This is a genomic window from Flavobacterium shii (genome assembly GCF_025847235.1).
Lineage (GTDB): Bacteria > Bacteroidota > Bacteroidia > Flavobacteriales > Flavobacteriaceae > Flavobacterium > Flavobacterium shii.
In genome coordinates this window covers 40743-65538 of sequence record NZ_JAOZEW010000020.1, presented here as the reverse complement: position 1 = coordinate 65538, position 24796 = coordinate 40743, and the positions used below count along the sequence as shown (strand labels likewise).

Annotated in this window: 8 protein-coding genes and 2 pseudogenes; 9 read left to right on the top strand and 1 reads right to left on the bottom strand. The window is 34.9% G+C overall.

The features are described from left to right. Window positions 1–12 precede the first annotated feature (12 nt). Window positions 13–9657 carry a PKD domain-containing protein gene (locus OIU83_RS17585; protein ID WP_264207564.1) on the bottom strand — a complete coding sequence of 3215 codons (9645 nt, stop codon included), beginning with the start codon at window positions 9655–9657 and terminating at the stop codon, window positions 13–15. Between the two features lie 1137 nt (window positions 9658–10794). On the opposite strand from OIU83_RS17585, the pseudogene OIU83_RS17580 reads away from it, so the two are divergent. The 9 genes and pseudogenes from OIU83_RS17580 (at window position 10795) to OIU83_RS23555 (ending at window position 24733) form a co-directional block, all read left to right on the top strand. Further along, window positions 10795–11969 (top strand): annotated as a pseudogene (locus OIU83_RS17580) (IS3 family transposase). 883 nt (window positions 11970–12852) lie between these two features. Beyond that, window positions 12853–13056, top strand: coding sequence for a glycoside hydrolase family 97 N-terminal domain-containing protein (locus OIU83_RS17575; RefSeq protein WP_264207563.1), 204 nt, complete (start codon window positions 12853–12855; stop codon window positions 13054–13056). A 125-nt stretch (window positions 13057–13181) separates the two neighbouring features. Further along, entirely contained in the window at window positions 13182–16049 is a 2868-nt protein-coding gene (locus tag OIU83_RS17570) for a TIM-barrel domain-containing protein (RefSeq protein ID WP_264207562.1), read from the top strand. Between the two features lie 30 nt (window positions 16050–16079). Further along, window positions 16080–16502 (top strand): hypothetical protein, encoded by a 423-nt coding sequence (locus OIU83_RS17565; protein ID WP_264207561.1) that lies wholly within the window; start codon window positions 16080–16082, stop codon window positions 16500–16502. Between the two features lie 15 nt (window positions 16503–16517). Beyond that, window positions 16518–16910: pseudogene (locus OIU83_RS17560) on the top strand (glycoside hydrolase family 3 N-terminal domain-containing protein); the annotation flags it as partial. Between the two features lie 259 nt (window positions 16911–17169). Further along, window positions 17170–21183 (top strand): two-component regulator propeller domain-containing protein, encoded by a 4014-nt coding sequence (locus tag OIU83_RS17555; RefSeq protein WP_264207559.1) that lies wholly within the window; start codon window positions 17170–17172, stop codon window positions 21181–21183. Between the two features lie 330 nt (window positions 21184–21513). Continuing rightward, window positions 21514–23100 carry a glycoside hydrolase family 43 protein gene (locus OIU83_RS17550; RefSeq protein ID WP_264207558.1) on the top strand — a complete coding sequence of 529 codons (1587 nt, stop codon included), beginning with the start codon at window positions 21514–21516 and terminating at the stop codon, window positions 23098–23100. A 342-nt stretch (window positions 23101–23442) separates the two neighbouring features. Further along, window positions 23443–24360, top strand: coding sequence for a glycoside hydrolase family 43 protein (locus OIU83_RS17545; protein ID WP_319005362.1), 918 nt, complete (start codon window positions 23443–23445; stop codon window positions 24358–24360). A gap of 37 nt (window positions 24361–24397) precedes the next feature. Next, window positions 24398–24733: a carbohydrate-binding protein gene (locus OIU83_RS23555; RefSeq protein ID WP_319005361.1), complete on the top strand. Its 336-nt coding sequence runs from the start codon at window positions 24398–24400 to the stop codon at window positions 24731–24733. Window positions 24734–24796 lie beyond the last annotated feature (63 nt).

Genomic DNA, 24796 nt, shown 5'->3' with positions numbered 1-24796 from the left:
TGGTTATTCATTTTATTTTAAATAAAGCCATCCTGAGGTTTTAGCCGAACCATCTCCCAGATCAAGGATGTAGAAATATGTTCCTTCTGGAAGCACTTTCGCAGATCCATCTGCTTTTCCATCCCAAGTGTTATTATATCCCTTTTTATTGTAAATTAAATTCCCCCAACGGTTAAATATCTGAAGGCGATTATCAGGATATTGTGTAATACAATCGATATAAAAAGTATCATTTTGCCCGTCGTCATTTGGAGAAAATTCATTGTAAACTTTCAAGCAATTAGGAGCAATCGTTGCAGTATCCTGATTGTTCGACGGATTGGTATCTATCTGATCCATTTTTATAAAGCTTGCCGTATTTAGATAATCTTTAAAATCTAATACTTTAACATGGATTGTCAATGTTTGGGAACTTCCTGCATTTACACTTGGTATTGTCCAGATTCCTGTAGAGCTGTTGTATGCTCCCAATGTTACAGTAAAACTAGTTACTGAATATCCCTTTGGGAGAACATCCTGTACCTCAACATTTGTTGCTGTTATGCCACCAAGGTTTTCTGCCGTGATTGTAAAGATTACCTCACTGCCCATAGGAACATCAGTTTTATCTACTTCTTTATTTATTGCAATATCTGTTGAAGGGATGTTTATGAATTCGGAATCTTCATCATCTTCACTTTGATCTCCATTGTCATTATTTGGTGTACTGTCTGGATCAAACTGATTACTAGCGGTAACTTGAGCAATATTTTGATAATCGAAACTATCAAGCCCATGCGGATTCTCAACCGTTGCTTGATATGTTAACGTTATACCGCCAACAGGTACCGTTAAATCTACCCATTTTATGATGCTTTTGCTAAATATTCCACCGTTATTGATACCGGTAATATTAGATAATCCAATAGGAATCATATCTTCTACAGCAACTCCTGTAGCTATACTTGGCCCAGCGTTGTTAATTTGTACCGTATAAGTTACGACTTCATTTACATTTGCGTTTTTATTGCTTACTGTTTTCTCTAAACTTAAATCGGCAACAGCCACTTTAATTTGTAAACTGTCATAATCATCTTCTGTAACCACTCCGTTATTTGGCGTAGAGTCGGGGTCAGGCAGATTACTGGCAATTACCTCGGTTATGTTGGTATATTCACCAGCAACTCCAGTTGGCTTATTTACTGTAGTATAAATATCTAAAGATTGATTGGTGCCATTGGTAATAGATCCTACATTCCAAACTCCGGTAATAAAGTCATAAAGGCCACTGGTAGGACTACTAGTAAAATAGGTGAATCCTGGTGGAAGTAAATCTTTAACCACAACACCGGTTGCATCTCCAGGACCATCATTTGTAACGGTTACAGTAAAAATAACTGTTGAACCAACATCATGAGTAGCGTCTTGATTTAATGCTGTTTTACTAATAGATAAATCTGCCATGACAATAACAGGTGTTACCGATATACTATCGTAATCATCTTCGGTAGTAACGCCATTACCTGGTGTACTATTTGGATCTACTTGATCTGAAGTCATTATTTCGGCAATATTAAGGTATTCATTTGCAGCTCCAGTTGGATTTTTCACATACACATTGATTAACAAACTATGACTGTTCCCAGCTAGTATTGTTCCTGGCGACCAAATTCCGTTAACTCGATTATAACTTCCTGAAGTTGCATTATAAAATACATAATCATATCCTGGAGGCAATATATCTTTAATAGTTACACCAGTTGCTGTACTAGGTCCTGAATTGGTTACGGTAATCGAGAAAGTAATTAGAGATCCTGCATTTGGAGTAAGAATATTATTAACTACTTTTTTCTCTAGCGAAAGATCTGCAACAGCAGCAACAGGAATAAGGGTTACGGTAGAAATATCATCTTCGCCTGGAACATTATTATTTGGCGTACTGTTTGGATCTGATTCGTTTGATGCATAAACTTCTGAGGTGTTGGCATAATTTCCAGTATTATTTACTTTTGCAGTAACAAATAAAGATGCTGCGCTATCATTTGTAATGGTTCCAACATCCCAAATTCCAGTCGTGTTAAGATATTGCCCAACTGTTGAGCTATAGGTAATGTATTCATATCCGCTTGGTAGTAAATCAATTACTTTTACGCCAGTTGCTGTTTGTGGGCCACTATTTCTTACCGTAATTTCAAAAGTAACTGTTGAGCCAAATACTGGATTTAAATTGCCTCCTAATACCGTTTTTACAAGAGATAAATCGGCTACAGGGCTAGTAGGAGTAACTACAGCTGTTGCATAATCATCCTCGGTTATATCTCCGTTATTAGGGGTCGAATTAGGATCTGGTAAATTACTCGCTGTAACTTCTGCAACATTTACATAATTACCTGTTGCGTTTACAACGGCTGTAATTTGTAATGTTTGTGAATCTCCATTTACTAAAGATCCAATATTCCATTTTCCGTTATTCTTATTATAAGTTCCCTTGGTAGCTGTAAAACTGCTATAAGTATATCCTGAAGGTAATAAGTCGGTTACCACAACTCCTGCAGTATTTTGAGGTCCACTATTAGTTATAATCACCTCAAAAGTAACCTGATTACCAATTAACTGACTTGATTTGTCTACAGTTTTAGTTAATGATAAGTTTGCCGCCTGATTACTTGGAGTAGTCGTTACAGTCGCATAATCATTTTCTGTTGGTACTCCGTTATTTGGAGTAGAGTTAGGGTCGGGAAGACCTGCTGCAGTTACTTCAGCAATATTTGTATAAACTCCTGTTGGGTTTACAGTTGCTATTATTTGTAGCGTTTCTGATTTTCCGTTAATCAAATTACCAACTGTCCATATTCCTGTTACTGAATCATAAGTTCCTGTAGAAACTGTAAATCCTTTATAACTATATCCTGAAGGCATTAAATCGGTTACTTGTACACCTGTATTGTCTTCTGGCCCATTATTGGTTACTACAACCTCAAAAGTAACTTGAGAACCAACTAAAGGTGTTGGATTGTTTACTTTTTTAGTCAAAGATAAATCAGAAGCCAGAATCGTTGGTATTACTGTTGCCGTTGCATAATCGTTTTCAGTTGGTATTCCGCTATTTGGTGTAGAGTTAGGATCCGGAAGATCTGCTGCTGTTACTTCGGCAATATTAAGATAATCTCCTGTTGGTTTTACAGTTGCTGTAATTTGCAATGTTTCTGATGTACCGTTAGCTAAATTACCAACTATCCATAATCCTGTTGTAGCATTAAATGTTCCTCTTGAAACAGTAAATCCGTTGTAGGTATACCCTGAAGGTAATAAATCGGTTACTTGTACACCTGTATTATCTTGGGGACCATTATTGGTCACTACAATTTCAAAAGTAACTTGCGAGCCAATTATTGGTGATGGATTGTTTACCGTTTTTGTTAATGATAAATCCGAAGACTGTCTTACTGGGATTATAGTTGCCGTTGCATAATCGTTCTCTGTTGGCACTCCATTATTTGGTGTAGAGTTAGGATCAGGAAGACCAGCTGCAGTTACTTCAGCAATATTAAGATAATCTCCTGCGGCTTTTACAGTTGCTGTAATTTGCAATGTTTCTGATTTTCCGTTGATTAAATTACCAATAATCCATAATCCAGTTGTCGGATTATAAGTTCCTGTCGAAATTGTAAATGCATTATAGGTGTATCCATCTGGAATCAAATCGGTTACTTGTACACCTGTATTATCTTGAGGACCATTATTGGTTACTATCACTTCAAAAGTAACTTGTGAACCAACTAAAGGTGTTGCATTATTAACCGTTTTAGTTAATGATAAATCTGTAAAAGGCTGAATCGGATTAATAAACACGCTATCTTCATCATCTTCATTCTGATTACCGTCATCATTATTTGGTGTACTGTCAGGATCAGGCAAATCACTTGCTGTAACCTGAGTTGTATTTAAATAAGTTCCTGTAGGTAGAACTTTTGCATCAATAATAAGAGATTCTGAAACTCCCGTATCAATACTACCAACATTCCAAAAACCTGTAACATCATCATAAAGACCAGCAGATGAGCTATAGTTTGTAAATTCGTATCCAGAAGGTAACAAATCTTGTACTTGAACCCCTGTAGCATTGTTTGGTCCACTATTAGTAATAATAAGTTCAAAAGAAATTTGACTTCCTATCAATGGAGTTGAATTTCCTGCAACTACATTTTTAATCAAAGACAAATCTGCAGATGGGCCAATAAAGGTAATTTTGGCATTAGCTTCATCATCTTCACTCTGATCACCATCATCATTATTAGGTGTACTATCAGGGTCAAGTAAATCACTTGCTGTTACCTGAGCCGTATTTAAATAATTCCCTGTAGGGTTTACAGTTGCATTAAAAGTAAGGCTTGTAGTTCCTCCATTAGGTAATATTAGGTTTTTCCACTCAAGTGTTGCATTAGCTACCTGATATGTTCCGCCACTGGATACTGATCCCGGAACCAATGTATAGCCAACCGGAATAACATCTTGTACACTTACTCCAGTGGCATTCCCCGGGCCTTTATTTACAAGAGTGAGGGTAAAACCTACTACATCGCCAGCAGCTGCACTTGTAGGCAATACTGCTTTACTAAGTTCTAAATCTGCCATTTTTAAAGTTATAGAAGCATCATCCATATCATCCTCTGGCAATCCGTTACCAGGAGTACTATCTGGATCAAGCTGACGCGCAGTTTTAATCTCGGCAATATTTTTATAATTGGCAGCAGTTGCCACATTAACCTTTGCAGTAATTTGAAGCGAAATAGAGTTTCCATTATTAAGATTCCCTATATTCCAGATTCCAGTACTATTGTTATATTTGCCAGCACCATTGTCGCTCACGTAAGTATATCCTATAGGCAATTTATCAAGAACAGTTATTCCGCTACCGTTATTAGGACCACTATTGGTAACACTAATAGTGAATACTACATTATCATTGATACTTACTACTGTAGGTGAAACTGATTTGGCAAGCGATAAATCGACAATGTCTAGTATTATAGCAGCTGAATCCTGATCATCTTCACTAGGTATATGATTATTTGGCGTACTATCTGGGTCAAATTGATCTGAAGCAACAATCTCGGCAACATTTACATAAGATCCTGTTGAATTGATAGTCGCTTTAAAAGTTAAGTTTATTCTGCCTCCATTAGGAACCATTAGATTAGACCATAAAATCGTATTATCACCAATATTGTACTGACCAGCCAGATTAACAGAACCCGGTACTATGGTATAACCAATAGGAAGATAATCGCGAACCGCTACACCTGTAGCATCGACTGTACCACCCAGTGAATTGTTATTAAAAATCTGAACATTAAAGGTCACAACATCACCTGCACTTCCTTTAGTAGGCGTAACCGTTTTAGTTAATTCAAGATCAGCAACGGCAAGAATAGTTAGTGTAACAGTATCTATAGAAACGGCACAATTGCCATTAGTCACAGTCCATTGTAACACATAAGTTCCTGAGATCGTTCCTGCAATTGCAGTTGTTGGAGATGTATTATCATCAAACCCAATTACTGTTGGACCAGAAACCTGAGTCCAAACTCCAGTTCCTACAGTTGGTGGAACAGCATTTAAATTTACAGGCGAAAATTGTGGTATGATCTGGTCTGGACCAGCATTAGCCGTTGATGGTAATTGATATATTGTAATTTTAACAGAATCCTGAGAGATACATCCGTTTAAATTAAGAGTCGTAGTTGTCCATAAAAACTCATACGTTCCAGGAATCAATCCTAGCATTAAGGATTTTTCGTTATTAGGTGATGCAATAGTGGCTATATTAGGACCACCAGGAGCTTGTGTCCAAGTTCCTAAACCTGAAGTTACAGCGACTGCATTCATAGTAGCAAGCGTAACATCACATAACTCTTGATCAGGGCCAGCATTGGCAATAGATGGAGGTATGTCATTAAAAGTTATCTGAACAGTATCTGAGGTAGGCTGGCATAAAGACGGATTAGTAAATGGCCCGTTTGTTACTGTCCAGGTTAAAATATATGTTCCTAAGGTTGTAATATTTGATAAAGTAGTTACAGGGCTGTTTGGGCTATCTATTACCACAGCGCCCACAGAGGGATCATCTGTTGCATTGGCAAAAGACCACGTTCCGATACCTACAGTAGGTGGTACTGCAGCAGTTTTATACGTTGTCTGACAGGCAGCGGTATCATCAGGGCCTGCATTTGCAGTGCTTGGTGCAGCATTCATCTCTATTCGAACAATATCAGATAATGTTCGGCAGCTATTACTCTCAAATACCCATTCTAAAATATAAAGTCCTGGTACCGTTAAACCTGAGACTGTACTTTGTGGAGCAGTAGGAGTATCAATAACAGCTACGCTTCCTGAAGGTTGATAAGCAAAACGCCATTGAGCCAAGCTAACATCGGGAGGAGGGATGTTTCCAGCTAAAGTAGTAGTACCGCCAACATCCTGAATACATAAAATTTGATCTGGTCCTGCATTTGGATCTACACTGGCTCCGCTAAAAATAGTAATATTTACGGAATCTGATGATCCTGCACAAACTGAACTGTCAGGAAAAGTAATACCATTAGTCATATAAGTAAAAACATAACTATTACCAGGTACAACAGTAGCATTTGCGATATAGCTATCTGGTGGAGATTGAGTAATGACAACATCATTTACGTTTCCGGTTGTACTGGTAAGAACCCAGGTTCCGTTAGAATTATTATTTCCTATAAGTTGTACACTGGTTACATCGCAATATGACTGATCAGATCCAGCATTTGCAGCAGGAGAAACGACAACAGTCATATCATCAAAACTACCTGAACATAAATAAATATTTTTTGCCAAAATAGTCCATCTAAAAATATAAGTACCCGCTACAAGTCCATTAATAACAGTATTTCGATTAGATGGATTTACGATATTTGGTTGATTAGGTGCTCCTGTAAGTAAAGTCCATTGTCCGCTTTCAAAAAAGCTATCATAGCTATTTCCAGCCATGGTAACACTAGTGTTGTTACAAACATATTGATCTGGCCCTGCTACAGCAGTATGAGGAGGAATCCCCACGGATACTGTTACATCATCAAAGGCAACACCACAAACATCAGCATTTATAGTCCATCTAAATATGTAAGATCCACTATAAGTAAAGGTAAAAACAGCATTTGGATCATGCTCATCGCTTATGCTATAGTTTCCGGGACCTGAAATTCTTGTCCAAGTTCCAACACCACCACTACTGGCTGTTGCAGCCATCGTAATTACTTTTCCACATATTTCCTGATCTGGTCCAGCATTAGCTTCTGGAGGAGTATCTGCAATAGTTACAGAAACACTACTTTTGTTAGGGTCGCATAGTCTAGTAGACGTTTCAATAGCCCATGTAAAAACGTACGTTCCATTTCCGGGAACAGTTACCATTGTATTAGGATCGTTTGGATTAGTAATTACAACTCCAGTCGTAGGAGTTACAGTCCAGGTTCCAGTTTCTGTTAGAGTAGGCGTATTACCACCAAGATTAAAAGTACTGGTGCCAGAAGGATAACAAGCATTAGGACCTGCATTAGAATTTGACGGAGCGAGAGCGTTGTTTGTTGTAATCGTAACTAAATCAGAAATTGATGCACTACAGGCTGGACCTGGATGAAGATAAGATACTGTCCATTGAAATACGTATGCAGATGAAGTTGTTGCAAAACCTGTAACAACAGCATTAGGATCATTAAGACTAGAAAATATAACTATATTAGGGCCTGATACCTGACTCCATTCTCCGACTTCACCACTCAGTGGAGGTGAGGCAGCCAGAGTTACTTGAGAGTTTGCACAAACTACCTGATCGAGTCCTGCATCGATTGTACCAAGGTTACTTGCCGAAACATATATTGTTACTGTAGCCACAGAAAAACCACATGTTGCACCACCACCTTTTGTTATATATTCAAAAACGTATGATCCAGGAATAAGACCGCTTATTTGTGTATCTACAGCAAAATTATCTGCAATAACCGCGGTATTGGGGCCACTTAACTGGCTCCAAAAGTGCATACCATCATCGGTTGCTACTCCAGATAACGTTGTTGTTGTGTCTCCACAAGGCAAACTCACGTTTGAACCTGCATTTGAAGGTATTGCAGCCCCTGAAACTAAGATAGATAACGAATCAAATCCGAAATCACAATTTACAGGAGATCCATTTTGGCTCCTAATAAACTCCACACTATATTCTCCCGAAGAAGTAAGGGTAAGGGTCAAAGAATTTCCAATATCTTGCAAAGCAGTAGGGAATGGGCCTAATGGCGAAGTACTTGGGCCACTTACAATCCTGTATTGATTTACGCCTGTTCCTGTAACCGTAAGGGGAATCGTAAATACGGTTGCATTACAACTACCCACCAGATCATTACCATTATTAGCTACAATAGTTCTTGATGCCCCATTATACTGCACATTATAATCTTTGGTAAAAACACAACCTGTGTTATTATTAGTTAGTGTATATCTAAATTTATAAGGATTTCCTGCATTTGATATATTAGTAACTAATGTTGTAGAATTAGTAGGGGAAACAATCATAGCACCAGGATCTCCCGCTATTTGTGTCCAAAGCACAGTTTCACCAGTATACAAAGGCGTTTGCGCTATAAGCGTAACCTGAGTAATGGTATTATTACAGAAATATATATTTTCATCACCACCTGGCAAAGTAGTTACATTTTGCGTTGCAGCAGGAACTGTAATCGTAACCAAATCATTTCCAGATGCACATGGTCCTGTAACAGACCATCTAAAAGTATAGATACCTTGAACAAGGTTAGATACTTGAGTTTTATTAGAGTTTGGAGTACCAATTGTTGGCGTATTAGGTCCACTTACAAATGTCCATAAACCAACTTGTCCGTTTATGTTACATCCTCCGTAAGACCCCGTAAGATTTGTAGTTTGTGTTGTAGTGTAGCAATTACTCAAGACTTGATCTGTACCAGCAGTAACTGGAGTAACTCCACCATAATTAGTAACTGTAATTTGTGATGAAGTTCGGCATCGTTGCCCTGGCGAATATTCAGGACCTTCTATAACCCACTCAAGAGTACTTGTACCACAACTAGTTTGTGGTAATGTAATCGTTGACGTAGGTAGGTTTGGAAAATTAATTACAACTCCAGCATTATTAGCCCCTACTATGTCCCAAAATCCAGTTTCGCCTGAATTTTTTGGTGCATTTGCCATAATCGTAAGTGTTCCGTTACCGTTAGGACAACTAGATATATTATTACCAGCATTTGCAATTGTAATGGGTTGTACATTAACAACTTTGTCCTGATAAGTTGCTATTCCGTCACCGCAAGTTGCGCTATATCTAAAAATATAAGTATTGCCACCAGTATAACCACCAACTGTTGTTGTTGGGCTATTAGGAGAGTCTATAACTACCGTAGGGCCCGATATTTGTGTCCACAACACATTGCCAGTAATAGGAGATGGAGAGTTTCCGGAAAGGATTAAAGAATCTGTTGCACATATAGTGACATTAAGTACACCAGCATTTATAGAACAGTTTTGACTAAATGAATTTATAGAATATAAAAAAACGATAAGTGTCGCTAGAATATTTTTTTTTAAAGAGTCCCTAAATAGTATAGATTGTTCCATAGGCTAAAATTAATAGACAGGCAGTTAAACGATCGTATTAAATAATATTAATGGGGGGCTGGTGCACTTTCTAAAAAAGATAATATTCAGATAGATGCTAAACTCAAATTTACAAAATAAATTCAGAAATTATTTTTTTATTTGGTTGCAAATTCTAAAATGAAACAACATATTTATTGTTTTTTTGCAGTATTAGAAGAACTTTAATACCCAACTTTTGCACCTGATCCCATTTTTATAAAGTTTGAAAACTGCCTTAAATGCAAAAAACCTGCGAATCCTTGGATTTGTAGGTTTTAACACGTTTTTCGGGTTTTTTGAAAAGATTGATAAAGTTGCCTTTTTTACTTCTTTTCCCCTTTTCGTGGGGAGAGCAGGATTCGAACCTTAAGCCATAAACCCTTGCCTATACTGCATTTATTCTTTTTTTTAACCTGAGTTGCCACGAAGTTGCCATAAAAATAAAACTCTCAATTTTTTAAGGCTAACCAGTTATTTTTAGTTATTTGAATTGTATTTTTACTGCTACTCTTCTTTATGCTGTAAGTATAAGGTTTAATTTGTGAAATTGATTGATTTGTCCTATTTTTTAATTGTATTCAATCTCGAAATAATTTAGAGTTGATTTATAATTGTCGTGAGCAGTAAGACAGGTATCCATCAGATATTCTTTTACGTTATTCCATTCCTGAAGTCCTCCATAATAAAAAAGTTTAAGCTGTTCATCAGTTAGTTAGTTAGTTAGTTAGTTAGTTAGTTAGTTAGTTTTACTGTTTGAAATTTTTTTAGATTGTTTAAGTAGTTTTTTTGGCAGAGAAATTATGAAAAGAACTATTATATTCTGCCTGCTTTTAATTTCACGGCCGGGTGTTTTAGAAGTACTAATATAAAATTTAAATCCAGAAAAGTTTAAAATTATTTTACTGCTTCAGGTAATCCAGAAGCAGATTTCATAAGATTTTTATAAGTTGTGAATTATGATTTTTATAGACTTTATGCTTCTTTCATGGCAGCGGGCAGCGGTAAGAGTATAGGATTTTATAAGAGAAAAATATGTTTTCTTTCTTTTCATTACTAATATGGATGTGCTAACTTAGCGTGGAGTTCTAGTTAAGGACAAAATCTTAACTTTAGACCATGAAAGAAAATCGTAAAAATTACGACCGCATTTTCAAAGAGAAAGCAGTCCAATTAAGTTATGAAAGAGATAATATCTCTCTACTTGCCAAGGAACTAGGTATAACAGCTGCTTTGCTTTATAAGTGGCGCCAAGATTTTCAAGAATTTGGAACGGGAAGTTTTCCTGGAAAAGGCAATTTAAAACTAAGTCCGGAACAAGAAAAAATTCATGAACTTGAAAAAAAATTAAAAGAAGCAGAATTAGAACGTGATATCTTAAAAAAAGCAATAAGCATCTTTTCCAAGGGAGGTTGATGATTTATCTTTTCATAAAAGACCATGAAAAAATATATTCGATTGAAAAGATGTGCAAAGTTTTAGCAGTAAGCAACAGCAGTTACTATAAATGGAAAAAACAGATTGTTTCAGAAAGGTAAAAACGAGTGATTTTAATAAAAGAAGCAATAACTTCAATATATTTTAATACTAAACAGCGATATGGAAGTCCAAGAATTACTTTAGAACTTCAAAATATAGGATATCAAATATCTAGAATAACAGTCGCTAAATACATGAAGCAATTAGGTTTGTACAGTAAATTGAGTAAAAAATTTAAAGTAACAACCAATTCAAAACATAATCATTTTGTTGTTCCAAATATCTTAAAAAGAGAATTTACAGTGAAAGAACCATCTAAAGCTTGGGTTTCAGATATAACTTATATTCAAACAAAGGACGGATTTTTGTATCTCACAATTATTTTGGATTTGTTCGATAGAAAAATAATTGGCTGGAGTCTAAGCAATGGTTTGAGTACTAAACAAACTACAGTAGCAGCTTGGAAAATGGCACTTAAAAATCGAAAAATTACAAATGAATTAATATTCCACTCCGACAGAGGAATTCAATATGCTAATAAAAGCTTTACTAATATGCTTGACTCTTTTAAGACTGTCACTAGAAGTATGAGCCATAAAGGAGATTGCTGGGATAATGCTGTTGCAGAAAGTTTTTTCAAATCACTAAAAACAGAATTAATTTATGGAAATAAACTAATTACTAAAGAACAAATGGAACTTGAAATTTTTGAATACATCGAAATTTGGTACAATAAAAAAAGAAGGCACTCTGCTTTGAACTATAAAACTATTGAAGAATTTAATAAATTAACTAATTACAAAAATGTAGCTTAACTTTTTCTCTACTTTTTGTTTGCATATCGAATACCTCTTTACTGTATTTCTAGATAGGGATAAGTAGCTACTTATAAATAACTTACTTTTTCCATTACAATAGAATTTAATTACTTTTCTAATTTTACTCATGTCTGTTATTTTGTTTGGCATAATCCGTGTTTTTTTAACGAATGTATGGTTCTAACAACATGAAAAAGCTAGTAGTTTTTAATGATCAATTTACCCCGAAAAATGGTGGTCAATTTACACTGGAAACTGGTGGTCAATTTGACCGGTTTTTCCAATTTTTAGTATACGTATTAATGAAAAGACTACTGATATGGTGAAATTGCAACAAATGAGGTAGTGTTTTGACACAAAAGAACACCATAAGGTAATGGGGTTTTAAGGATATTTGTAAATGTAATTTCTTGTAGAATTTTTAATAATGAAAAATAAAGTATTTTTTCAACAATCATTCTAATTTAACTTGTTGATTATATATTAAATCATTAATTATTTTGAATGTTAGTTAATATACTTAAAACTGAATTGACTAATTTGATCAAACAAGTATAATAAGCTTTTCTGAAAAAGGAATAATTATGTAATAAATCAAATTTGCTAGAAGAAAAAAAATACTATCAAATAGAATTGGTAAAATAATAACTTGGTTAGTTTTTAGACTGGGGAGTTTTATAGTCTCCCTGGTTTATTGAATTATTAGTTAAAAATTGAAAATGACACAAAAAATATAATAGTTGCTTTACTTCTCAATTGTAATCTCTGGATTTAGTCAAAGTAAAAAGAATAGTTATTAAGTAGTTTTACCTGACGGTAAAATAAAATGTAAGTTAGTGAAAATGTCCCTAAGGGTATTGTTTAAATGGTTATTAATAAAATGGTTATAATATTATATGTAAGATTTTTACTAAAATTAAATGAAAATTTAAGTACTGATTTCGAAATCAAAAGTGTGAGAAAATCTACTTTTGATGAAACTTGGGGTCAGTTTTGGGGAGAAAAAAACATCGGAAACCACTACAATCAATTAGTGGTAGAAATACAGAAAAAAAGTGGAAAACAAACGCAAATTGGAGATTAAGTTTTTATGAAGCATAATCTAACTAAATTATATGAAATAGCCATTAATAAGTTGTTTGTTGCAAACAAAGGCGGATAAATAAAAAGACAATATTATACGATTTATTACAAATAATTTTTACATGTATGAAAAGAAATAAAATATACTTAAGTCTAATTACCGGATTGGTATTAGCATCCTGCGCTACTAAACAGTACGAAAAAACTGATGATGGTGTAATTGTAAACATAAGTCATTCTAAAGAATTAGCATTAAGTAAATTACGCTTGCAGGTTTTAGGGAATGATTTGATACATGTGTCTGCGACAGCAGATAACGCATTTTCAAAAGATTCCAGTTTAATTATTGTGCCTAATATTGGGACTGTTCCGTTTCAGGTTACCGAAGTAAAAGATTCTATCAAATTAGCTACTGAAACTTTAAATGTTATGATTTCGTCAAAAGATGGAGGTATTAAGTTTAAAGATAAAAACGGAAAAATTATTTTGGCAGAAAGATCTGGTGGAGGTAAAACATTTAGTCCAATAGAAGTTGAAGGAACTAAGGGGTATACAATTCGTCAAATTTTCGATTCGCCAAAAGATGAAGCTTTTTATGGTTTAGGACAACATCAATCAGACGAGTTTAATTACAAGGACAAAAGCGAAGAATTATTTCAATACAATACTAAAGTTTCGGTACCATTTATTGTTTCAAATAAAAATTATGGTCTTTTATGGGATAGTTATTCATTAAGCCGTTTTGGAGACAGTCGTCCTTATGAGCAATTAAATGCTGTTTTTAAATTATTCGATAAAAATGGTGAGCCTAATAACTTAACAGGTACTTATGTTACGCCAGATAATGGAAAAATAGAACTAGTTCGAAAAGAAGCATCTGTTTTCTTTGAAGATATTAAAAGTTTTAAAAATTTACCAGAAAATTTTCCTTTAAAAAACGCTAACGTTACTTATGAAGGTGATATTGAAGCGCCACAAAATGGAGAATATAAATTTACTTTATATTATTCAGGTTATGTTAAAGTGTATTTGAACAATCAATTAGTAGTTCCAGAGCGTTGGAGAACAGCTTGGAATCCTAATAGCTATAAGTTTTCTATGCATTTAGAAGCTGGTAAACGAGTTCCTTTACGAATAGAATGGAAACCAAATGGAGGAACATCCTATTGCGGATTAAGAGTAAGAACACCTCAATTAGTTGAAGAGAAAAGCAATCAAGTGTGGTGGAGTGAAATGAACAAAAAATTAGATTATTTTTTTGTTCATGGTAATTCTATGGATGAGGTAGTCAAAGGATATCGTACCCTAACAGGAAAAGCTCAAATTATGCCAAAATGGGCAATGGGTTATTGGCAAAGCCGTGAACGATATAAAACCGAAGATGAAGTTTTAAGCAATTTAAAAGGATTCAGAGATCGTAAGATTCCTATTGATAATATTGTACTAGATTGGAATTACTGGGAAGAGGATTCTTGGGGAAGCCATAAATTTGATCCAAAACGTTTTCCTGATCCAAAAGCGATGGTAGATTCTATCCATGCGATGAATGGAAAAATGATGATTTCGGTATGGCCTAAGTTTTATAAAACAACAGAACATTTTAAAGAATTTGACCGAAAAGGATGGATGTATCAACAAGCCATAAAAGATAATGTTCGTGACTGGGTTGGTCCTGGTTATGTAGGTTCTTTCTATGATGCTTATTCGGGTGGTGCACGAAAACTATTTTGGAAACAAATTTATGAAAATTTATATCCAACAGGAATTGATGCCTGGTGGATGGATGCCAGTGAACCAAATGTTCTAGATTGTACGGATATGGACTATCGTAAAGAACTGCAAGGGCCAACAGCTTTAGGATCAGCAACAGAATATTTCAATACTTATGCTCTGATGAATGCCGAAGCCATTTATAATGGGCAACGTAGTGTAGATCCAAATAAACGTGTGTTTTTATTAACCAGATCTGGTTTTGCAGGATTACAACGCTATTCAACAGCAACATGGAGTGGTGATATTGCAACACGTTGGGAAGATTTGAAAGCACAAATTTCGGCAGGTTTAAACTTTGCCATTAGTGGTATTCCATATTGGACTATGGATATTGGTGGATTCTGTGTTGAAGATCGTTATGTGGCAGCTCAAACGGAATACGATAAAAATGGAAAAGAAAATGCCGACAATAAAGAATGGAGAGAATTAAATACACGTTGGCATCAATTTGGTGTTTTTGCACCATTATATAGATCACATGGGCAATTCCCTTATCGTGAACCATGGAATATAGCTCCTAAAGGACATCCTGCATATGAGTCCATTTTGTTTTATGATAATTTGCGTTATAGATTAATGCCTTATATCTACACCATGGCAGGGATGACCCATTTTGACGATTATACTATTATGCGTCCTTTAGTAATGGATTTTTCTAACGATAAAAACGTTGTAAATAGTAATGATCAATTTATGTTTGGTCAAAATTTTATGGTTTGTCCAGTTTATAAATATGGAGATCGCAAAAGAAATGTATATTTTCCTGCAGGAACTAATTGGTATGATTTTAATACAGCTAAATATATTAAGGGCGGACAAACTTTATCTGTAGACGCACCATACGGTCGCATTCCATTATTTATTCCTGAAGGTGCTATTATTCCAGTAGGACCAGAAGTACAATATACTGATGAAAAACCAGCAGATACTATTATTCTCTATGTATATAAAGGAAAGAACGGAAGTTTTAATTTATATGAAGATGAAGGTGTAAATTATAATTATGAAAAAGGATTCCATTCTACTATTGCATTCAATTATAATGAAACAAACGGTGTTTTAACTATTGGCGAGCGAAAAGGAGAATTTAAAGGAATGTTAAAAAACCGAAAATTTGTCATTGTTCCCGTGAGTAAAGAAAATCCTAAAGCATTTGTATATGATGTTCAAGGGCAAGTAGTTAATTATGATGGTCACCAACAAACTATTACATTAAAATAATTACAAAACCATAAAGTAAAAATAATCTAAATGAAAAATAAAATAATCACTTTATCCATTTTTTCAATGTTACTGTTTTCGGGTTATCAAGTTAATTCTCAAACAGTCAAAAGTAAAAAAATGAAACCAACAATAATCACAGTAAAATCGTTAACTTCAAAATACGATGCCCAAATAGACAAATTGATTACTCAAATGACACTGGAGGAAAAAATAGGAATGTTGCATGGCAATAGCATGTTTTCTACTGGTGGTGTAAAACGTTTGGGAATTCCGGAATTGAAAATGGCCGATGGTCCTTTGGGTGTTCGTGAAGAAATTTCACGTGATAGTTGGGCTCCTGCCGGATTAACAAATGATTTTGCAACTTATTATCCCGCTGCAGGTGCTTTGGCTGCGACTTTTAATCAAGAGATGGCTTATACTTTTGGGAATAGCGTTGGGCAAGAATAGCGTGCCAGAGATAAAGATATGTTGCTTTCACCAGCTATAAATATTGTGAGAACACCACTTGGAGGAAGAACGTATGAGTACATGACGGAAGATCCTTTTTTTAATAAAAAATTAACAGTACCAATGGTAATTGGTTTACAAGATAATGATGTAATGGCTTATGTTAAACATTTTGCAGCCAATAATCAAGAAACCAATCGGGATTTTTACGATGTTCAAATGGATGAACGTACCCTTCGTGAAATTTATTTACCAGCATTTGAAGCTTCCGTAAAAGAAGCAAAAGCATACAGTATAATGGGCGCCTACAACAAGTTTAGAGGCGAATATTTATGTGAAAACGATTATATGCTCAACACCATTTTGCGAGAGGAATGGGGCTTCAAAGGCGTTGTCGTTTCCGATTAGGTTAAAATGATAGTAATCGATACATGAGGTATGAAAATAAATTATTACTTCCATGTTTTTATCCTTTACTTGGATGAATTTAGAAGTGTTTTATTTAATTAAATCATATAAAAAAATGAAATAATGGAAGTATATTTATATCTGAATGAGTCTTAATAAAAAGTCCAAAATTTAATTGATTTGTAAATTTTTTTATTATAGAAATTAAAGAATATTAATAATTTTTTAGCTATCCAAAAGTTGAAATAAACTATTTTACATGAAAAAAAATAAAGGATTCTTATACTTATTAAGTACAGTATTTTTGATAGTTACTTTTCAAAGTGTTTTTGGACAGTCTCCCTATGTTTTTCATCATTTAGAAACTAATGAAGGTCTCTCCAATAATAATGTCAGGTCTGTTCTAAGGGATAGTTACGGATTTCTTTGGCTAGGTACAGAGTCTGGACTAAATAGATACGACGGATATGGATTTAAGGTTTATAAAACGCATTCAGGTGTAACTAATGCTCTGTCTTCAAATAATATACTTGAATTGCAGGAAGATGATATGGGTAATATCTGGATAGACTTTGGGTACTCTTACATGGTATATAAAAGAGATAAAGATTCCTTTTCAGATACAAAAGTGTTGTTGCTTAATCTGGGGATAGAGTCGGAGTTTAATGCTAAAGTTTTTGTTGATAAAAATCGTAATCTCTGGGTGCTAAACAAAAAGAAGGTGTTTTTTTATAATATTAAGAAAAAAAAGACTTCTGTATTCCAATTAAAGACTCCTTTAAAAGAGGAAATTTCTGTTGCTGATAATGGTAAATTTCTGTACGCAATTCAATATAATTCAGGGGTTTTCTGGAAAATGGATAAAAATTCCGGAGCTTTAACCTTTATAGAATTACCTGACTTTATAAAACAGAATGCTGTTAATGCTGCCAATACAGTTTACATAGATGGTAATAATGGGCTGTGGATTTGTTCGGATAAAAGTGAACAGGTTTTTTACAAAAAGAATTCAGTTGAAGAGTGGAAAAGATTAGAATTGCCTTCAAAATTAAAAACCGAAGCCAATCATATAACAAGTATTATCGAAAATCAGCCGGGACAAATCTGGGTAGGAACAGACCACAAAGGATTGTTTATCTACGACAAAGGAAAAGATTTGTTTAAAAATGTAGTATCTGATCCATGGGGCGAAGGCCTATCATCGAACAGTATAAAGTGTCTGTACAAAGACAACAATGAGACTGTCTGGATTGGATACAATAAAAAAGGACTTTCATTTTATCATGAAAGCTTCCGGAATTTTATCAATTTTCGATATCCTGAATGTTCTGACATCATGTCTATAATGGAAGACTATCATGGAAATATTTGGTTAGCAACAGATGGTAACGGATTATATATAAAAGAAAAAAACTCAGGAACCATTAGGAAACTCCCGATTCCAAACATTGCGATAATATCTATACTGGAAGACAGGAAGAATCGTATTTGGATTGGGACCTATCAAAAAGGACTTTTTTGTTATGAAAATGGCAAAATGATCCAGTATACTACAAAGAACAGTAAACTGACCAGTAATAGTATTTGGAATTTAAAAGAAGACAGGTATGGAAATCTGTGGATAGGATCATTAGGTGGAAAAATTCAGGTATTACAATCAGACTCGGATAATTTTAATGCTGTGATTACGCCATTTGATGATATTGTTTATGCGTTGGATATGTTTTATGATGGTGGTGATAAAATGTATGTTGGTACTGTATTTGGCCTTTTGGTAATTGATATTACGAATTACAAAAAGACTTTATATCTTGGCAATAAGAAAGGAAATCAAACTTTCCCCCAAGGTCTGATTGCAAATGTATATAAAGATAAACGTGGTATTATATGGTTAGGTGGTAGTGAAGGACTGATTATCTGGAATCAAAAAAAGGACACTATTTATTCTTTTGATAAGGAAAATGGATTATGTGATAATTCAATTAAAGGGATAACAGAAGATAATCTCAATAATATTTGGGTAACAACAAGTAATGGGCTTTCAATACTTACTGTTAGGCCAGTATCAAATGGAGGATTTTCTTTTTCAAGTAAAAATTACTCGGTCAAAGATGGCCTTATGAATAATTTTTTTAATGACCGCGCTGTCTGCAAACTACAAAATGGAGATATTCTGCTTGGTAATGTAGAAGGATATACTATTTTGAATCCGAATAAAATGTCTGAAAAAGACCAATCTACACCAAAAGTTATATTTACTGAATTGACAGTGGGCAATAATACTATTCAGGTAGACTCCTACTATGATGGACGCAAGTTTCTCGATCAGCCAATGCAATTAACTTCCGAGTTAAATTTCAGGCATGATGATAAACTTATTTCCTTGCAGTTTACAACAGGAAATTTATTGAGTGCTGATAAAGTGAAATATATTTATCAAATTGAAGGCTTTGATACACATTGGCTACCTACTCAAAAAAATAAAATAGTAATATCTTCACTTCCAACCGGTAATTACAGACTTTTAATAAAAGCGCGTAATGGTGATGGTGTTTGGAACAATGTCCCTACAGAATTATTTATAAATGTAATGCCTCCTTTCTATTTTTCGATTTGGGCTTTTATCATATATGGAATTTTAATTATTAGTGCAGTGACATTTTATATTCGCAGAACAAAAGAAAAGCATCTTATAGAACTGGAACAGCATCGTATGCAGGTTGATCATGAGAAGGAAATACATATTAATGAGATAAAATTAAGGTTTTTTACCAATATCAGCCATGATTTGCGTACGCCGCTTACGCTCATTATTACCCCTTTGCAGATTTTATTGAAAGATGCAGCCAACGAAAGCATGAGAAAAAAGCTGAGTGTAATGTATAGAAATGCACAACAGCTAATGGCATTAATAAACTCATTGCTTGATTTTCATAAACTGGATGTTGGTGTAGAAAGGCTGAATTTAAAGTCCGGTGATTTTGTTAGTTTTATTAATGAAATTTACACTTCATTTTGTGTTTATGCAGAAGAGCGTAATATTAATCTATTGTTGTTCACAGATATAGAAAGTTTAACAATGTCATTTGACCGGGATAAAGTTCAAAAGATACTTACAAACATACTTTCAAATGCATTCAAGTATACTCTGGATGGAGGTACAATCCGAATCCATATAAAACAAGTAAATGATACTGTTTCTGTAAGTGTTTCTGATACAGGATCTGGCATTAGCAACAAAGAAAAAGAACATATTTTTGAACGGTTTTATCAGGCTCAGCAGGAACAGGAAAAAACCGGAGCAGGTATAGGATTACATATTGTACATGAATATGTCAATCTTCACGGAGGAACAATAAATGTTACAGATAATGTGCCGCAGGGTAGTATTTTTACCTTCCGGATCCCAATTAGAATGGCTGATTTAGATACAGTAGAAGAATATTCAACAGAAAATCTTTTAAACGAATTTGCTATTGAAGAAGATGAAGGAATAAATATCATTACAGATAAAAAAATATTATTATTTGTAGATGACAACAATGATTTTTGTGAATTTATTAAAGATAATCTTGAAGATGAATATTATGTAATAACTGCCAATAATGGAGAAGAGGCCCTGCAATTGCTGCATAAGTTTAATGTAACCATTATTGTAAGTGATGTAATGATGCCTGTTATGAACGGAATAGAACTTTGCAGACAGATAAAAACTAATATTTATTGGTCTCATATTCCGGTTATCCTATTGACGGCACGTACCGCCGAAGAACATGTAATGGAAGGCTTGGAACTAGGCGCTGATGATTATATAACCAAACCTTTTAATTTTATTTTGCTAAAACTGCGCATTCAAAAATTTGTAGAATGGACAGAGAAAAGTCATGTCTCGTTTAGTCAGAAATTAGATGTCTCTCCTGCAGAAATTACTATAACCTCTTTGGATGAAGCCCTGATAGCCAAAGCTATTAAGGTAGTAGAGGAACATATAAGCGACATTGAGTTTTCTGTTGAAGCCCTTAGTATAGCTTTAGGTCTAAGCCGTAGTCATTTATACAAAAAGTTAATTGCCATTACCGGTAAAGGGCCAATCGAATTTATTCGAACCATACGATTAAAACGTGGACGCCAGCTTCTTGAAAAAAGCCAAATGCAAATTGCCGAAATAGCATATGAAGTAGGGTTTAATTCCCCAAAAAGATTTGCCAAGTACTTTAGAGAAGAATTTGGTTCTTTACCTTCGGAATATCTACGCATATATAAACAGCAATAATATTTGTTGAGAGGAATTATTAAATGCCTAATCCTAAAAAAGTGATATAGGATTAAATAACAAATACAACTACAATTTTAAAGAGTAGTAAGCTTAGGTTTACTACTTTTTTTTGATACTGCTTATTTTTAACCTAGTCAATGAATTATACTATTTCCAAATCTTATAGACATAATTTCAGATTGATTTATAAATGTATTTGATAGTATAGGTTTCATTTAATACAATTGGCGCACTTTTTCAATACAAAAGGAAACATTGTATGGTATTGTTTTGTTGTTATTTTGTTTAGAAGAAACCATTTATAACTATTTGACCAATTTTTAAATTATGAGAAAAAAAATTAGGCCTATTTTGGCCTTCCTTGTTTTACTTGTTCAGACCGTTGCTTTGGCGCAAGCCCAAAATCCAATAATTTTTGCTGATGTGCCTGATATGTCTATGATCAGGGTTGGTAAAAATTATTATATGAGCAGTACCACGATGCATATGAACCCGGGTGTGCCCATTATGAAATCTACAGATCTTGTCAATTGGAAAATCATTAACTATGCCTACGATACTTTGGCAGACTTGCCGGCGCTAAATTTGACAGATGGAAAAAACATCTATAGCAGAGGTTCATGGGCAAGTAGTCTGCGCTACCATAACGGTATGTATTATGTAACCACTTTTGCACATGACACACCAGGTGAAACCTATATTTTTAAAACAAAAGATATAGAAAAAGGAAACTGGCAAAGAGTTTCTTTTAAGCCATCCCTCCATGACCATTCCTTGTTTTTTGATGATGATGGCAAGGTATATTTAATTTATGACGCAAACAGACTTAAAATTGTTGAATTAAATGACGATCTGACAGGAATTAAACAAGGCGTTCTGGAGAGAGTTCTCATCGAAAACGCCAGCGCACCAACAGGAAAAGAAGTAGGACTTGGAGCTGAAGGATCTCAATTATTTAAAGTAAAAGGCAAATATTACTTATTTAATATTTGCGCGCCACGCGGTGGAATGCGAACTGTAATTATACATAGGGCAGATAATATCAACGGTCCCTGGGAAGGAAAAGTTGGCTTACAGGATAGAGGAATTGCTCAGGGAGGATTGATAGACACTCCAGACGGACGCTGGTTCTCTTATCTTTTCCGAGATTTTGGTGCTGTTGGCCGCGTTCCTTATCTCGTTCCTGTCAAGTGGGAAGGCGGTTGGCCTGTATTAGGAGAAAATGGCAAAGTCCCGGAAACATTAGACCTGCCAGCCAGTACCAGTTTGATTCCGAATTTGGTTTCTTCTGATGAATTCAATCGCAAGAAAGGACAAGCAGCACTTCCTTTAGTATGGCAATGGAATCATAATCCGGATAATGCACTGTGGTCTGTAACTGAAAGTAAAGGATTCCTGCGTCTCAAAACAGGAAGAATCGATACTGATTTTCTTCAGGCCAGAAACACACTTACACAACGCACTATTGGTCCAACCAGCTCAGCTTCTGTTGCTCTGGATGTTTCCAAAATGAAAGACGGCGATTTTGCCGGATTCTCAGTTCTCCAAAAAAAGTATGGATTGGCGGGGGTTAAAATTGACGCGGGTCAAAAGTCGATAGTAATGATTACTAGTGATAATGATAAGCCTGTCGAAGTACAGCGAATTCCATTGGATCAAGACCAAATTTACTTCAGAATCGATTGCGATTTTACCGGCATGAACGATGAAGCTAAAAACCTTTACGCTCTTAATGGGAAAGATGAAGCTAAATTTTCGTACAGCTTAGATGGAAAAGTGTGGAATCCTATTGGAAATATATTGAAAATGAAATATGACATTCCGCATTTTATGGGCTATCGTTTTGCTTTATTCAATTACGCCACAAAAAATACCGGTGGACATGTTGATTTTGATTGGTTCAGAATTAAATAGTAAGATAAATCAAAAGAGCGAAGGATTTTTATTAACTAAAACCCGTTGGGTGTAATTAGTTTTTAATGATAATTTTTCGTCAGTTCGAGTAATTTTCGATAGAAAATTGTATCGAGAACAGCAAAATTATTATTAAAAACGGTTCTCGATACACGTCACTTCGAGTGCGAAGCGTATCGAGAAGTTTGCTCCGCTTCTCTGCACAAAAAACACTCGAACTGACGTTTTTAATAATTACACCCAACGTGTTACTAAATAACTAAAACGGAACATACCTATAAACTTATAGCGACACTTATAGCTATTATAAATTGTTCTATTGGAGAGGCACAAAATCCTATTGTGCAAACCAATTATACGGCAGATCCTGCACCAATGGTACATAACGGGACAGTATATCTTTATACAAGTCATGATGAAGACGATGCCAATGCCGACGGCAAGGGTTTTAAAAAGCTCAATTGGTCACTTTATACATCAACAGACATGGTCAATTGGACAGATCATGGAATAGTTGCTTCTCTAAAAGATTTTAGTTGGGCAAAGCAGGATAATGGTGCCTGGGCAGTTCAGTGTATTGAACGAAATGGTAAATTTTATTTATACTGTCCCATGCATGGCGGAGGTATAGGAGTTTTAGTTTCAGATAGTCCTTATGGTCCATTTAAAGACCCTATAGGCAAGAAACTTATCAATTCCGATCATATTTGGTGCGATATTGATCCTACCCCATTTATTGATAAGGATGGTCAGGCGTATTTGTTTTGGGGAAATCCCGGCTTGTATTACGTAAAACTGAATAAGGACATGACATCCTGTTCGGGTGAAGTTAAACAGATCCCCAATACTATAGAATCTTTTGGTAAACGCGAAGGAGAAAAAAGTGACAGACCTACCACTTATGAGGAAGGACCATGGCTGTATAAACGCAATAGTCTGTATTATCTGTTTTTTGCCGCTGGGCCAATATCGGAACATATTGGTTATTCAACCAGTAAAAGTATAACAGGACCCTGGAAATATCAAGGTGTCGTCATGCCTACACAAGGAAGTTCTTTTACCAATCATCCCGGCATAATTGATTTTAAGGGGCAACCCTATTTTTTCTATCACAATGCAACATTGCCGGGAGGTGGTGGCTTTACCCGTTCAGTATGTGTAGAAGAAGCCAGGTTTAATAAAGATGGTTCGATTGTGCAAATGAATATGACAGAAGGTATTAAACAGAGTTTAAGTCCATTAAATCCTTGTCAAAACTGAAGCTGAAACCATTGCCTGGTCTGAAGGAGTGAAGTCAATGAATGATAATGGGACTGGCAATTTTGTTACGGCAAAATACAATGATGCTTTTATCAAAGTAAAAGAGGTGGATTTCCGTAAAGGCGCTTCGAAATTCATGACAAGAATTGGTACAAAGCACAACGAAAATGTTTCAATGGAGATACGATTGGACACTAAAGGCGGAGAATTAATCGGAACCGTAAATGTACCAATTGCAGGAGGCAATGACAAATGGGCATTGCAGACAATTGATGTTAAAAAAGTTTCAGGAATTCACGATTTGTATTTTGTTTTTAAAGGAGAAGCGGAGACCGACATACTGTATTTTGATTATTGGAAATTCTTAAAATAGTTTTACCATAAAAGCAATTTGTTTTCTAAATGACCCTGCTGCCGCACGAATCCTTTCGTGCGG